Annotated in this window: 13 protein-coding genes, 1 tRNA gene and 1 other RNA gene; 3 read left to right on the top strand and 12 right to left on the bottom strand. The window is 66.5% G+C overall.

The window, feature by feature from the left end; translation table 11 throughout:
• Nucleotides 1–32: 32 nt before the first annotated feature.
• The gene (locus tag GNX95_RS37630) at nt 33–1,976 is read right to left on the bottom strand and encodes a DNA polymerase III subunit gamma and tau (protein WP_163512557.1); all 1,944 of its coding nucleotides are present in this window, start codon (nt 1,974–1,976) and stop codon (nt 33–35) included.
• A 39-nt stretch (nt 1,977–2,015) separates the two neighbouring features.
• Nucleotides 2,016–2,110, bottom strand: an RNA gene (gene ffs / locus GNX95_RS37625) — signal recognition particle sRNA small type.
• Nucleotides 2,111–2,183: 73 nt separating this feature from the next.
• On the opposite strand from ffs, the gene GNX95_RS37620 reads away from it, so the two are divergent.
• Nucleotides 2,184–2,271: transfer RNA gene (locus GNX95_RS37620), tRNA-Ser, on the top strand.
• Nucleotides 2,272–2,347: 76 nt separating this feature from the next.
• Here GNX95_RS37620 and GNX95_RS37615 read toward each other — a convergent pair.
• The 10 genes from GNX95_RS37615 to GNX95_RS37570 form a co-directional block, all read right to left on the bottom strand.
• Complete coding sequence (locus GNX95_RS37615; RefSeq protein WP_222854247.1) at nt 2,348–3,451, bottom strand: tyrosine-type recombinase/integrase; 1,104 nt, start codon at nt 3,449–3,451, stop codon at nt 2,348–2,350.
• Between the two features lie 165 nt (nt 3,452–3,616).
• Nucleotides 3,617–3,853, bottom strand: a complete 237-nt coding sequence (locus GNX95_RS37610; RefSeq protein WP_163512555.1) for a helix-turn-helix domain-containing protein — start codon at nt 3,851–3,853, stop codon at nt 3,617–3,619.
• The gene (locus GNX95_RS37605) at nt 3,850–5,448 is read right to left on the bottom strand and encodes a replication initiator (RefSeq protein WP_246281906.1); all 1,599 of its coding nucleotides are present in this window, start codon (nt 5,446–5,448) and stop codon (nt 3,850–3,852) included. Before GNX95_RS37605 ends, GNX95_RS37610 begins: the two co-directional genes overlap by 4 nt.
• Nucleotides 5,449–5,528: 80 nt before the next feature.
• Entirely contained in the window at nt 5,529–7,097 is a 1,569-nt protein-coding gene (locus GNX95_RS37600) for an FtsK/SpoIIIE domain-containing protein (protein WP_163512553.1), read from the bottom strand.
• 348 nt (nt 7,098–7,445) lie between these two features.
• On the bottom strand, nt 7,446–7,772 hold the full coding sequence (locus GNX95_RS37595; protein ID WP_163512552.1) for a hypothetical protein: 327 nt from the start codon (nt 7,770–7,772) through the stop codon (nt 7,446–7,448).
• Nucleotides 7,769–8,065, bottom strand: a complete 297-nt coding sequence (locus GNX95_RS37590; RefSeq protein WP_163512551.1) for a hypothetical protein — start codon at nt 8,063–8,065, stop codon at nt 7,769–7,771. Before GNX95_RS37590 ends, GNX95_RS37595 begins: the two co-directional genes overlap by 4 nt.
• A 41-nt stretch (nt 8,066–8,106) precedes the next feature.
• Nucleotides 8,107–8,565, bottom strand: a complete 459-nt coding sequence (locus tag GNX95_RS37585) for a hypothetical protein (RefSeq protein WP_163512550.1) — start codon at nt 8,563–8,565, stop codon at nt 8,107–8,109.
• A 122-nt stretch (nt 8,566–8,687) separates the two neighbouring features.
• Nucleotides 8,688–9,389 carry a GntR family transcriptional regulator gene (locus GNX95_RS37580; protein ID WP_163512549.1) on the bottom strand — a complete coding sequence of 234 codons (702 nt, stop codon included), beginning with the start codon at nt 9,387–9,389 and terminating at the stop codon, nt 8,688–8,690.
• 52 nt (nt 9,390–9,441) lie between these two features.
• Nucleotides 9,442–9,876 (bottom strand): hypothetical protein, encoded by a 435-nt coding sequence (locus tag GNX95_RS42285; RefSeq protein ID WP_187369759.1) that lies wholly within the window; start codon nt 9,874–9,876, stop codon nt 9,442–9,444.
• A 430-nt stretch (nt 9,877–10,306) separates the two neighbouring features.
• Nucleotides 10,307–10,498: a hypothetical protein gene (locus tag GNX95_RS37570; RefSeq protein ID WP_163512548.1), complete on the bottom strand. Its 192-nt coding sequence runs from the start codon at nt 10,496–10,498 to the stop codon at nt 10,307–10,309.
• A gap of 159 nt (nt 10,499–10,657) precedes the next feature.
• Here GNX95_RS37570 and GNX95_RS42820 point away from each other — a divergent pair, with 159 nt between their 5' ends.
• Nucleotides 10,658–12,070, top strand: a complete 1,413-nt coding sequence (locus tag GNX95_RS42820; protein WP_163512547.1) for a helix-turn-helix transcriptional regulator — start codon at nt 10,658–10,660, stop codon at nt 12,068–12,070.
• Nucleotides 12,070–12,609, top strand: a complete 540-nt coding sequence (locus GNX95_RS42815) for a flavoprotein (RefSeq protein WP_222854245.1) — start codon at nt 12,070–12,072, stop codon at nt 12,607–12,609. Before GNX95_RS42820 ends, GNX95_RS42815 begins: the two co-directional genes overlap by 1 nt.
• Nucleotides 12,610–12,705 lie beyond the last annotated feature (96 nt).

Genomic DNA, 12,705 nt, shown 5'->3' with positions numbered 1-12,705 from the left:
GCATTCTCCTCGCTGCTGACTTTTGCGTCAGCCTAGCCTTCTTTGATTTCGGTCGCGCCGAGCGCCTGGATCGCCTGGATCGCGCTGCTCATCACGTCGACGCGCTCGCCAGGCACGTCGACCGAGTCGTACTCGTCGGGATAGGGCTCGTCGTACGGATCCGGTGGCGGCTCCATGTCGACGATCTTCGGTTTTTCCGGTGCCGGCGGCGGGGGCGGCGCGTCGGCGCCAGGGACCGCGCGTACGTCCGGCCACTCGTCCTTAGCGGCTTCCACCGGTGCTGGCGTCGGTGCCGGCGGTGGAGGAGGTGGCGGTGGCTGCGAACCGCGTGCCGGACCCGCGCCGCCACCGCCCGGCGGGCGACCCGTGACGTATTTCAGCGTCCAGCGCACGCCGAGCAGGTCGTTGAGGATGCCGGCGACCGCCTGGACCGCCTCGTCCTTGCTCAGCCAGGCGGCGTTGCCCTGGTTTTTGACTGTGACGACGAGCGTGTTGCCTTCGATCGCGGTCGGCGTCGAGTCCATCAGCGCCGACCAGTGCGCGCGGCGTACGCCTTTCACTCGCTCCATCACCTGCGGCCAGATCTGCCGTACGGCCGTGGTGTCCATGCCGCCGCCACTCGGTGCCGGCGTCGGAGCGGCCGGCTGAGCCGGGGGCGGGGGCGCTTGCGGAGCTGTTGCTGGCTGCGGCGCCGGTGTTGGAGCTGGTGTTGGAGCTGGAGCCGGTGCTGGCTGCGCGACCGGTTGAGGCGCTGGTGCCGGCGCCGGAGCCACCGAAGACGGGGCCACCGAAGACGGAGCCGGCATGCCGCCGATCTCGAACCGCCGCTCCATCCGCTCGAGGCGCTGCATCAGCGCGCTGTGGCTCTCCTCGGCGGCTGGCAGCAGCATGCGCGCGCACAGCAGCTCAAGCACCAGCCGCGGCGAGGTCGTACCCCGCATCTGCACCAGACCGTCGTGCACGATGTCGGCCATCCGGGACAGCGAGGCCGGTCCGAGCCGCTTGGCCTGGCCGGTCATCCGCTCCAACTGGTCGGCCGGCACGTCGATGAGACCACTGGCGCCGGCGTCCGGCACGCGCTCCAGCACGACCAGGTCACGGAGGCGTTCGAGCAGGTCAGAGGCAAACCGGCGAGGGTCGTGACCGGCCTCGACGACCTTGTTGATCGCGTTGAACACACCGGCGCCGTCGGCCGCGGCCAGCGCGTCGCACACGTCGTCGAGCAGCGCGGCGTCGGTGACTCCGAGCAGCGAGATGGCGCGCGCGTACGTGACACCGTCCTCGCCGGCACCGGCCAGCAGCTGGTCGAGCACCGACAACGAGTCACGCGCCGAGCCGCCGCCTGCCCGTACGACCAGCGGCAACACCGTCGGCTCGATCTTGACGCCTTCGTTGTTGCAGATCTCCTCCAGCAGGTCGCGCAGCTGCTGCGGCGGGATGAGGCGGAACGGATAGTGGTGCGTACGCGAGCGGATCGTCGGCAGCACCTTGTCCGGCTCGGTGGTCGCGAAGACGAACTTCACGAACTCCGGCGGCTCCTCCACCAGCTTCAGCAGCGCGTTGAACGCCGCCGTGGTGACCATGTGCGCCTCGTCGATCACGTACACCTTGAAGCGGCTGGACACCGGCGCGAAGAACGCGCGCTCGCGCAGGTCACGGGCGTCTTCGACACCGTTGTGGCTGGCCGCGTCGATCTCGATCACATCGAGGCTGCCGGGCCCGTTTGGCGCCAGCGCCACACACGACTCGCACTCGCCGCACGGGGTCGGCGTCGGCCCCTTCGCGCAGTTGAGCGAGCGAGCCAGGATGCGCGCGGAGGAGGTCTTGCCGCAGCCGCGGGGGCCGCTGAACAGGTATGCGTGGTTGAGCCGGTTGTTGGTCAGCGCCTGGATGAGCGGTCCGGTGACGTGCTCCTGTCCGACCACCTCGGCGAAGGTGCGCGGACGATACTTCCGGTAGAGCGCGAGGTTCGCCACTGAACGCCGCCTCCCTCTTGCCTGTCGGGTCGGCTGAACGTAAGGGCCCCCCGCGCACCCGCCAGAGCCCGCTTACCCTTGCTGCCTTCCGGCCCTGGGGGAGTTCACAGGATGCACGCCGCACGAGGGGCTGGTCATCAGCTTACCTCGCGCCTCCGACACTGCCCGCCTCGGCCGCCGCTCACCACGGTCGGTAGGATGTCCGACGGAGGATTCGCCTAGAGGCCTAGGGCGCACGCTTGGAAAGCGTGTTGGGGGCAACCCCTCACGAGTTCGAATCTCGTATCCTCCGCCACGCCTCACCAGGCCAAACGCCGGCCAGCCTTCGTACGGGCTGACCGGCGTTCGTCGTTCTGGTCTCAGTTTTGGTCTCATTTGTCGTCGGCCTTGCGCTTCTTGGCCTTCTTCTTGCCGGCCTTCTTCTTCGCCTTCTTCGTCTGCCAGATCAGACCGTTGAGCTGCGCCGCGATGTCCTGGCGGATCTGTCCGGTGACATGCTGGTAGCGCTTGGCCATGGACGTACTGGACCAGCCCATCAGATCCATGACAGCCCGCTCCGGCACGCCGAGGATCAGCAACGCTGTAGCCGCCGTGTGGCGAGCGTCATGCAGCCGCGCATCCCGTACGCCGGCCTCGTGGATGAGGTGCTTCCACTCGCGATAGTCGGTGTTCGGGTTGAGCGGCCCGCCGGTCCGCGTCGCGAAGACCCAGCCGCCGTCAGTCCACAACTGCCGAGAGTTCTCGCGCTCCTGGTCCTGCTCGTCCCGATGCTTCTGGAGCAGCGTCACCAGCTCGCCAGGCAGACCGACCGTACGTCGACCAGCCCGTGACTTCGTGTCGTCAGTGTCCGGTCGGATCTGTCGCTTCTGCTTGCAGTAGCCAGGCTTCCGGCCGCAGTCACCGCCGCAACCGTGCTCGTACTTCGGTCGTACGCGAGACCGCCGGATGACCATCGTGCCGTTGCCGAGATCTACATCCGTCCACTTCAGCCCCAGCACCTCGCCCTGCCGGAGCCCCAGCGCCAGAGCGACAGCCCACCGTGCACTGTTCCGATGGTTGGCCGCCGCAGCGAGAATGCGCTGCACCTCAGCGACCGAGTACGGGTCCACCTCTTCTTCAGTCAGCCGGGGCGGCGTGGCGATTGCCGCAGGGTTGCTCGTGATGTAGCCGCGCCGGACAGCTTGGCCGAGCGCTGTCCGGATAGTGCGGTGAGCCTGATGAGCCGTACCCGGTTTGCTACCTGACCTGATCATCTTCGCGTAGAAGCGCTCCAGGTGATCCGGCTCCAACTTGTCCAACCGGTGCTTACCGATGCCGGGGACCAGGTGGACATGCACAGCGACGCGATACGCCTCGTAGCTGGACGACTTGACCGACAGCGCAGCGATGTTCTCCAGCCAGTGCAGCAGCCATTTCTCCACGGTCGGAGTCCTGCCGGCCTTCTTGACCTTGCCGGAATCGCGATCGCTCTCCAACTTGCGGACGGCAGCACGGACCGCCTTTTCCGTCTTCCGACTGACATGACGCCGGTCGGCGCTTCCGTCATCCCTCACACCGACAGTCACTCGTCCGTGCCACCGGCCGTCTTTTCCTTCATATACGGTCGATTCACCGTTTGCGTTCCGCTTCATGGGCTCCCCCTATGCCGCAGAATTCTTCGAGCGGTTGGCCGCGCGAGCGCGCTTGACGTACTCGTCCAGGCACTCAGCCGGAATCCGGCGCAGCCGACCAACCGGGATGGACTCCACCTCTCCCGACCGGATGAGCGCGTACATCAGCGTCCGGCCAATCCGCAGCCGCTTCGCCGCTTCTTCCACGGTCAGCAGCAGTCCAGGCGTCGAGCCGCCATCTACTGCCGAAAGCTTGTCGGTGGTCATGCCGCCACCTCCGGCTGTCCGGCCGCGAGTGCCTGCGCCTGGTCGAGCTCGCGGCGCCATCGTTGCCGGTCGGCGATGGCGTGCATGAGCAGCTGCCTACGGCCGATGGCATCGGTGTCCGATGTGGACAGTCGTTCCCAGGCGTACCGGTCGGGGTTCTCGGTTGCCGAAACCTCGACGTGCGCCTGGTCGCCGCCGTGCTGTTGGAGTTTCTGGATCATGCCGAGCACCCAGCGGCGCCGGTCGTTGCGGGTGTCAGTGAGTGTCTTGCCGGACCACTTGCGCGAGAGCAGTACGCGCCGGCCACCGAACCCGAGCGTGGCCCTTTTGTGTGCGCGGCCTTTGCAGTGTCCGGGAGCCAGCCCGGGCCGGCTGTTTTTCGGTTGTACGCCGTACATGAGCCAGTTGGCGCAGGTCGGCGAGCACGGCTCGAAGCGGAGCGCGTCCGCGTACCGGTCGAGGTGCGCTTTCTGTCGGTCGGTGATCGCTTCGTGGCACTCGTCCAGCTGCTTTGTCAGGTATTTGCCCAGGTAGCCGATGAGCAGGTTGGCCCGTTCGGTGCCGGCCTCGACTCCTTTGGCGTCGACCTGCGCGCCGAACCGTACGACGTGCGCCGGCTCGTCATCCTCACCGATGTCATCGAGCGCCTGATCCCAGGTCGTGAGCTGGTCGCCGTTGTCGGGGTCGACGTACGCGGCCAGCTCGCCGTCCCAAACCGGGAGATGCCCCGGCAGGTAACGCGGTTCGTCGCAGGCCGGCCACCACACCTGGTGATACGTGGCAGCTGCAACTTGCTTGATGGCAGTCCGCGGAATGGTCCCGCGAATTGCCGCGTGCAGGTGCGGCGCCAGCCGGCGTTGTGGTTCCAGAGAGGCGAAGTACTGCACGTCCCAGCCGACCGCGCGGCGAAGGTTCTGCCAGAACCGGTCAACCAGCTTCGGGAAATGGATGGCATCCCGAGCGGCACGCCGGTAGTCGTAGCTGGACGGATCAACCGGCGCACCATCCGGACCGACCCGGCCGTACGAGTCACAGGTCAGCGTGATGAACATCGACGGACGCCAGACCGTGCCGTCGTTCGCCGTGTAGGTCCGGCCAACCGTGCGTTTGTCGACGGGCAGCCGAGGCAGCTCGGCGGCATCCTGGCGCCGTTTGGTCGAGCGAGTCCGGCGTGCCGGTTTGTCGGTCAGGGTGCCGCGTACGCCAGCCTGCCGCAGTTGCTCGTCGACCTCGGCCAGCTGGACGTCCAGCTCCGCGACCTCGGGGTGATCGGCCCCAAGCTGCCCGGCCAACTCGTCACGATGGCTCTGCGCGTCAGCACGGGCCGTCGCCAGCTGCTGCTGCAATTCGGTCGGGTCGTCGGACTCCAGCGGCGGTTCGTCGGCTAGGTGCCAACCCTCGCGGCACTGTGCCAGCCGCAGAGCCTTAGCCCGTTTGGCGCACGGCTCGCATTTGCTGGCCAGCCGGGCGCCACACGGCACCGGGATAATTTCTGTGGTGCCGGTGGTGGTGTCTATGCGCCGCATGGCCATCGGTCGTACGCACACGCCGAATTGCAGCGCGACGGATTCCAACACTTCTTTGGCTAGCGGCATTCTGGCCCGTTCTATGCGGGACAGGTTCCGGTCATGAGGGTCAGACTTCGTTGTCATAGAAGGATTCCCCGAGTCCTCTGTCATTCGCCAGCGTCCCCGAACTCCGGCCGAGGGAACTCGACCGTGGTGGAGTCGATGACGCCAGGTCCCGCGTGGTCGCCGTCCATCGCTGCCAGCTCCGCGTACGTGTTGCGCCGGCCGGGTGCGTACCAGGCCGCGACGCGGTGAATCTCGTCATCGGTGATCCACCCGAACCGCAGCCGTACTGGTTCGGGCATGCCGTCCAGCACGACGTAGGCGACGCCTTCTTGTCCGGTGGCGTCGATGAGGTCGGCGTACGCGCCGCGGTCCCTGGCGCCGTCGCCGAGCACCAGGTCGACCTGGCCGTCTTCGACCAGTCGCAGCGCGATGCGGGTCGGGAACAGGTCCCGGAACGGCAGCACCTCTTTGCGCGGGTCCTGCAACGCGGCCAGCAGGTCGATGCCGACCGCGCGGCCTTGGGATGCCAGCAGCGCCAATGCGGCCGCGATGCGTTTCTTGGCCTCGCGATCGATGACGTACGCGGTCAGCGAGGCCAGCTCATCGATGATCACGACAATCGCCGGGCTGTCCTTGCTCGGCGTGTGATCCCGCGCGACCCCGCGTAGTTTCGCTTGCCTGCCTTGCATCTCGACCACGAGATCTTCCAGAAACTCGGCGTAGGCGATCTCATACGAGCGTTTACGGTCAGGGTCGGCCGTGTCGTCCTCGCCGTAGCAGAACCGGTGAAACAGCGACCGGCCAAAGGCCAGTTCCATGCCGCCTTTGGGGTCGATGACCCACAGCTGAACCCACCCGTCATGCACCGCGCCGGCCAGGGAGCGGATGACTGACCAGATCACTGAGCCTTTGCCTGATCCGGTGGCGCCGGCGACCAGCACGTGCGACCCGGCCAGCCGAAGCGTGTAAAGCGCGCCGTCCTCACGTACCGCGACCGGCAGTGCCCGCAGGTTCGGCACGCGTGGAATGTGCAGCGGCATAACGGTTCTGGCCAGCCGGTCCCGCTTGATCAACGTCAGCACGACGCGGTCAGGATGATCCCGGTACCGGACCCGGTCGAGCAGCCGCAGCAGCCACGCGAACCGCCCGGTACGGTCCGGCGCGATCGGCGGGGCCGAGGAGATCCGGCACTCACGGACACCGAACGTCCGTGCCAGTTCTTCAGCCTTGTACGTGTAGTGGCCGGGTTTTTGGCCCATCAACATGCGAACGGTGACCTTGTCGACCCACCGATTCGCGGCTACCCACACCAGCTTTGGCAGGTATTGCTGCCGGTCGTAGGTCGCGTCCAGCTTGCACAGGGTCATCGCGGGCCGCCAGCGGATCTGGTATTTCCACATGTGCCGAAACCGCGAGATCACCGGCCACAACGCGAACCGGTGAAACAAAGCTGGTTTCCAGACCGCCCACCCGGTGAGCGCCAGGCCGACGAGGCCGACCGCGATCACCGGGGCCTGCCAGCTGTGCTGGACCCACAACCACCCCAACCCGAGCAGCGCGGCCACGTCCACCGGATGCATGACCACCCACCGCACCAGTCGGCCCAGAGCCCGCAGGATGGCCAGCGGGACAGCCCACTTGCCGCGTACTTGGTCTTCGGGAACGACCACCAAGCCGGTCGTCTGCTTGGCCCCGCGCGGCCCAATCACAGGGCACCGCCGTGAGTGCGGGCAGTCGGCCAGCCGACCGAGACGAACTTTCCCCGGGTACGGCCCAACGCCTCAAAGGTCAGCTGATCGGCGCAGGACTGGCACGCCGCCCCTTTGTCCAGGCCAGTCACCATCGCGCCGCAGCGACCGCACCGGCTACCCCGTGCCGGTCCCCGTTTACCCTTACCCATGCCAGACACTCGCTTTCTCACCTCGTGCGGAGGCGATGTTGTGTGGTTGCACCGTGTGCGAGGACCGGGACCGGACCGGCCGTCAAACTGACCCGGCCCCGTCCTCGCGCACCAGCCATCAACCGGGCTGGTGACTCATCACTGGGTGGACGGACGGGATGTCCTGCTCGACCGGCGTCCGTACGCGGGTCAGCAGCGCGGTCCGGAGCGCGGCTTTGGTTTCGTACTCCCGCAGTCCCGGAAACAGCAGCTCTGCCAACGCGTGCGCCTGCTTTGCCTCGATGTTGGCGGCGTTGTGCAGCAGCCGGCCGCGAGCGTCACTGGACATGCCGTGCACGTTGACCCGCCACGCCTGGCCCACCGCCCGCGTGCAGGCCACCATCTCCACCACGGCCATCGCCACGACGGTGTGATCGAGGTCGTTTTTTCTGCGGCCGTTGGTCATGACGCCGCCGCCGTCGACGTACGCACTCCCACTGGCTGCTTTTCCGAGAGGAACGAGCCCCTATCCAGGGCGGCGTTACGCAACCGCTCCCAGAAGGCGTTTCCATCGTCTGTCGGAATGCCGAAAGAACCGGGATAGAGCAGCATCGCGAGCCTGTGTGTAGCCCGCACAAGCAGCTCACAAGCCTCCTTGGACCGCGCCATATCCGCCACGTCCGAGCCGTGCACCACCCGCGCGCTCACCACGGTCAGGTCACAGGTGGTCGTCACCACATCGACCACCGCATCAACCATGGCGGCCCGGTTCACCTCGACTAGGTCGACACTCCCGCCAGTCACGACCGCGCTCCAGCCGTGTCGGCGGACGCCTTGCCGGCCGTCTTGGCCGCACTGGTCGCCGGCTGCTTGAACCCGGTCGCGAAGTATGCCCAGCCAATGCCCTTGTACTCACCCTGACCGACCAGCCGGGGCGAGACCTGCAAGCCCTCCAGCTCCACCGGCCGCATCCCCAGCACCGTTTCCCCGTTGCTGGCCGGGACCGGCTGCACGTCCGCCAGGAAGGTGATCTCGATCGAGTGATTCTTGGCCTTGCCGGCGGACTGGTCGATGAAGATGCCCTTCCACTGCCGCTTGCCAGTCACCTCGTCCACCCGCTGCCGCACCGGACGACCCGCCGCCCGCTCATCCCGCGACTGAAACTCGGTGTCCGCCTCGACCTCCCCGCAGAGCAGAAGCCCCCGCTCAAACACCACGGCCTGAGCCTCGCTGAACCGGTGCCTGTTCTGAACCGCCATGATTCCTCCAGGTCGTACGTCTGGACGACAACTTGTGTTGTCGAGTTGACTTTAGCATGTGAACAACTCGACTTGTCAAGTGCATGGAGGGATCGAGAAGCGCAAGCGGTACATTCCGCCAGTCAGGGCAGCAGATATGTGCTTTCGAGTTCCTGGCGCGTCGGCGCGTAGACGCTGTCGATGGCGACCACGGGCGCGTTGGAGCGGTCGTAGGCGATCACGAGCGCGGTCAGTACGGGTGAACGGCGCTCGATCTCCAGAGTGCGTGCCTCGTCGGCCGTAGCCGCCCGTGCAGACACGATCTCAGTGGCTTGCCCGAACGAGATTTCTTTGCGCTGCCGCAAATGATCGAGGACTCCGCCGGAGAGCGGCGCGGAGGATTCCAGGTCGGTACGCCCGGCGTTTTCCACAGTGATGTACACCGTGGACAGCTCAACGGCTCCGACTTCGGCGACCGTCACGAGCCGTCGCCGGGCCACGGTCGGCGTACCGGCTGGGACTTGGAGCGCGGACGCGATCCGTTGAGGGCACTGCACGCGGCGGGTTTCCAACACGGCAATGCCGGCGGTGGTGCCGGACTCGTTGCCGTCAAGCGCGTCCGAGACGTAGCCGGGCAGCGCCTCGACTTTCGGTCGGGGGCGACCGCGTACGATCCGTCCGCGTCCATGCTGCGCCTCGACCCAGCCGTCCTGAGCCAGGATGGACAGCGCGCGTACCACGGTCACGCGGGAGACGGAGAACTCGTCGCTGAGCTGGGCTTCACTGGGAAGCATGGAGCCGGGCGGGTAGGTGCCGTCCTCGACGCGCTGCTGGATCGTGTTCACGATCACGACATACCGAGGCGGAGCCACATCCAGAGGCACCCTACCCACCCACCTACGAGGAGACATCTACTCGACTTGTCGAGAGGTTAGCCGTTGAGGTGCGGTGATCGCAAATTTTTGCGGTCGCAGCGTCACCCGTCACGGTCGGGCCGGCGTCGCCGCCGAGTGCGGACGGCGGCTGGGGAAAGAAGACGATCTTAGTGGCTCCATCGTGACCGTGGACGGTTTCGATGTCGAAGATCGAGTCATAGACCGAAACCTGCTGCACGCCGGTCGTCTGGCCGGTCCATCGCAGTACGGCCTTGGCGTCAGGGAACATCACACCCCAGCCGACGATGCCCAGTCCGGACACGCCGGAAGGGTCGGCTTCGCGGATGATCGCGAACACGTCCGGTCGGCCGGAGATGTCCACGGTTGCCGGTACCGTGGTCGGCACCAGGGTGGGTTTCTCGGTGGACCGGCCGAACCATCGGCGCTTGCCGCTCATGCTCCCTGCCTCCACGGCCGGCTTGGCCAGAAGACGCGGCGGCGCCAGTTCCGCAGCCTCAGCCGCCACCCGCCGTGCTCGAACGAGCCTTCCAGCCCTTCGACTCCGAGAATGAAGGCAGAACACGGCCAGTCCTGCTCACAGATCAGGCAGTAATCAGAGATGCGGCGGTGGTCGTCGCAAATGCGCGCGGCCAGCTCCTACATCAGCTCGTCCTGGACGTCAACAGGGCAGACGTCCAAGGACTCTGCGATGGCTTCCTCGTTGAGTTTCGGCAGCTTCCGAGCCGCCCAGAGTTTCATCAACACGGCTCCCTCTGCCGCCAAAAGCGCGAAAACGTGAAAGGCACCGGGACGGGGAACCGAGGACGATGGGGATCGTTAGGAATCTCGGCACGGACCGTCCCGGTGCCAGCTCAGCGGCCGCAGACCTATCCGGCGCGGTCCCACACGTAGAGGACGCCTCGTACGGCGGCGGTGCCGTTCCCGCCGCAGTCCAGGCAAGCGCGACGGTGAAGCCGCCGGCCGTACTCGCCGCCGTCCCAATTACGCCGACTCGCCACCACCAGCCAGCCGCGCCCCTCGCAGGACTGGCAGGTCTGCGTTTCCCCTGTTCCGGCCATGCAACAGAGCTTGTCGACCAATCAGGTCAGCGGGCACCCCACGATGAGATATCCGTTGCTGAGATACGCCGAACGCCGACAGTGATCGATCGCTGGCCTAGAATCATCGCGGAGACGGTTTCCGCAGCTCAGACGGTCAGCGGGGAGGTTTGTAGGCACGTGCCGGCACACGACCTGATCAAGCTTCCCGCGACGTTCTGGGACCGACCGCAGGTCTGCGCCGCTCTCCGCGCCCGCGATCTCGGCCACCTGTTCCGGCTGCTGCGCCAGTACCACCAGATCACGCAGACGCAGATCGGCACCGCCGTCGACTTCAAACAGGGCCGCGTCAGCGAGTTCATGCGCGGCCAACACAAGGTCGAAAGCATCCTCGTGCTGGAGCGCGTCGCTGATGGCCTCGGTATGCCCGATGCCGCGCGGCAACAGATGGGCCTTGCCCCGCGTACGCCAGCAGCGGTCAGCGCCACGTCCCAAGGCGATAGCTCCGACCTCGACCGCGGACTACCTTCGTGGGATCAGGTTCTCGATGCGGCCGACAAGGGAGCGGACGATCCCATGCGCAGGCGAGACTTCCTCAGCCTGGCAGGAGCGTCGACCCTCGCCGCGGCCGCAAGCACCGCCTCAAGATCCCTCACCGACCTTCTGCTGCCCTTCCCTCTATCCGCCCCGACCGGAGACAACCTCGACCCAGCTGCTTTGCTGCGTACCAGCGGAAAAGTCCGCCAGCTCTACCAGGCAAGCCGCTACAATGACGCCGCAGCAGCTCTCTCCGGCCTAGTCCCTGCCCTCCAGATCGCCGCCACCGCATCCGATGGACTGCTGAAGTCACGCCTTCACGCCGCGATCTCCGACGCATACCACGTCATCGCCGGCATACTCCTGAAAGTCGGCAACGACGGCCTCGCCGCGGTCGCCGCTGACCGCAGCATGAGCGCCGCAAAAGCAAGCGAGAACCCCGTCACGCTCGGCGCTAGCGCGCGGATTTTCGCGCACGCGCTCATGGGTGGCGGCAACCGTCGTGAAGCCAGCGCCTTTGTCAACCGATTCGGGGAGAGCTTCCAAGACCACTTGGACATCGGCAACGACTCGTCGTTGTCCGTGTACGGATCATTGCTCTTGCGCGGCGCAGTCGCCGCAGCGCGCGCAAACGACCGAGACACAGCGCTAGAGCTAGTCGGCGAAGCAGACCGCGCGGCAACGCTGCTCGGCCACGACGGCAACCACGCATGGACCGCCTTCGGCCCCACAAACGTCCTGCTGCACCGGGTGAACCTCGCCGTCGAACTCGGAGACGCCGGCACCGCGATCTCTACCGCCCGCCAGGTAGACGACACCGCGATAGCCCAGGTCGAGCGCAGAGCCACGTTCTACCTCGACGTGGCCGCCGGATTCAACCAGTGGGGCAAGCACGAGCCCGCCTTCCAGGCCGTACAGCACGCCGAGGCCATCGCACCCGAGGAACTACGCGGCCGTCCGTCCGTGCATGCCCTGGTGCAACGGATCGAGTCATCCGCACCACTCAGCCTGCGTCCCCACGTACACCAGCTGGCTACCCGAATCGGAGCCGCGTAGTGACCAACCCATCCCGCGTGCTCTGGATCTTCGTCTGCGGCGCCGGCCCCGCCAACCGAGTCGGCACCCTCGTCACACTCGCACAAGACGATGGCTGGGACGTGCACATCATCGCCACACCAGCCGGCGCCGGCTTCATCGACGTCGAAGCTCTTGAAAAGCAGACCGGCAACCCCGTCCGCACCGGCCACCGCCCAGCCGCCGAACGCCGCAGTTCCGGGAGGCCAGTTCCCGACGCCATCATCGTCGCGCCAGCCTCATACAACACCATCAACAAACTCGCCCACGGCACCGCCGACACCTACGCACTCGACCTACTCTCAGAAAACATCGGCCGAGGCACACCAACCGTCATACTCCCATTCGTCAACTCAGCTTTGGCCAACCGCCGCCCCTTCCGCCACGCCATCGAGGAACTCCGCGCCGAAGGCGTCCGAGTCCTTTTCGGCCCTGGTGAATGGGAGCCACACGAACCTGGAGTCGGAGCAGCGCGCCTAGATTCATTCCCGTGGAGCCGCGCGCTTCATCAGCTTGACTAGATATCCGACTCCCGCTGGACGTTGGGAAGGTGTGATGAACGAAGGGCCCGCAACGCGACACCCAGTCCTCACCCGTCGGGCCAACGGCTACCTCGT

Origin of the sequence: Fodinicola acaciae, from assembly GCF_010993745.1 — a bacterium.
GTDB classification, from domain to species: domain Bacteria; phylum Actinomycetota; class Actinomycetes; order Mycobacteriales; family HKI-0501; genus Fodinicola; species Fodinicola acaciae.
The sequence above is the reverse complement of the archived record's forward strand: the minus strand, read 5'-3'. Positions and strand labels throughout refer to the sequence as shown.

Bases quoted from the DNA above. Each gene is read 5' to 3' on its own strand.
- GNX95_RS37605 (WP_246281906.1), bottom strand. From the start codon at position 5,448: ATGCCGCTAGCCAAAGAAGTGTTGGAATCCGTCGCGCTGCAATTCGGC.
- GNX95_RS37590 (WP_163512551.1), bottom strand. From the start codon at position 8,065: ATGGTTGATGCGGTGGTCGATGTGGTGACGACCACCTGTGACCTGACC.
- GNX95_RS37595 (WP_163512552.1), bottom strand. From the start codon at position 7,772: ATGACCAACGGCCGCAGAAAAAACGACCTCGATCACACCGTCGTGGCG.
- GNX95_RS37585 (WP_163512550.1), bottom strand. From the start codon at position 8,565: ATGGCGGTTCAGAACAGGCACCGGTTCAGCGAGGCTCAGGCCGTGGTG.
- GNX95_RS42285 (WP_187369759.1), bottom strand. From the start codon at position 9,876: ATGAGCGGCAAGCGCCGATGGTTCGGCCGGTCCACCGAGAAACCCACC.
- GNX95_RS37610 (WP_163512555.1), bottom strand. From the start codon at position 3,853: ATGACCACCGACAAGCTTTCGGCAGTAGATGGCGGCTCGACGCCTGGA.
- GNX95_RS37570 (WP_163512548.1), bottom strand. From the start codon at position 10,498: ATGGCCGGAACAGGGGAAACGCAGACCTGCCAGTCCTGCGAGGGGCGC.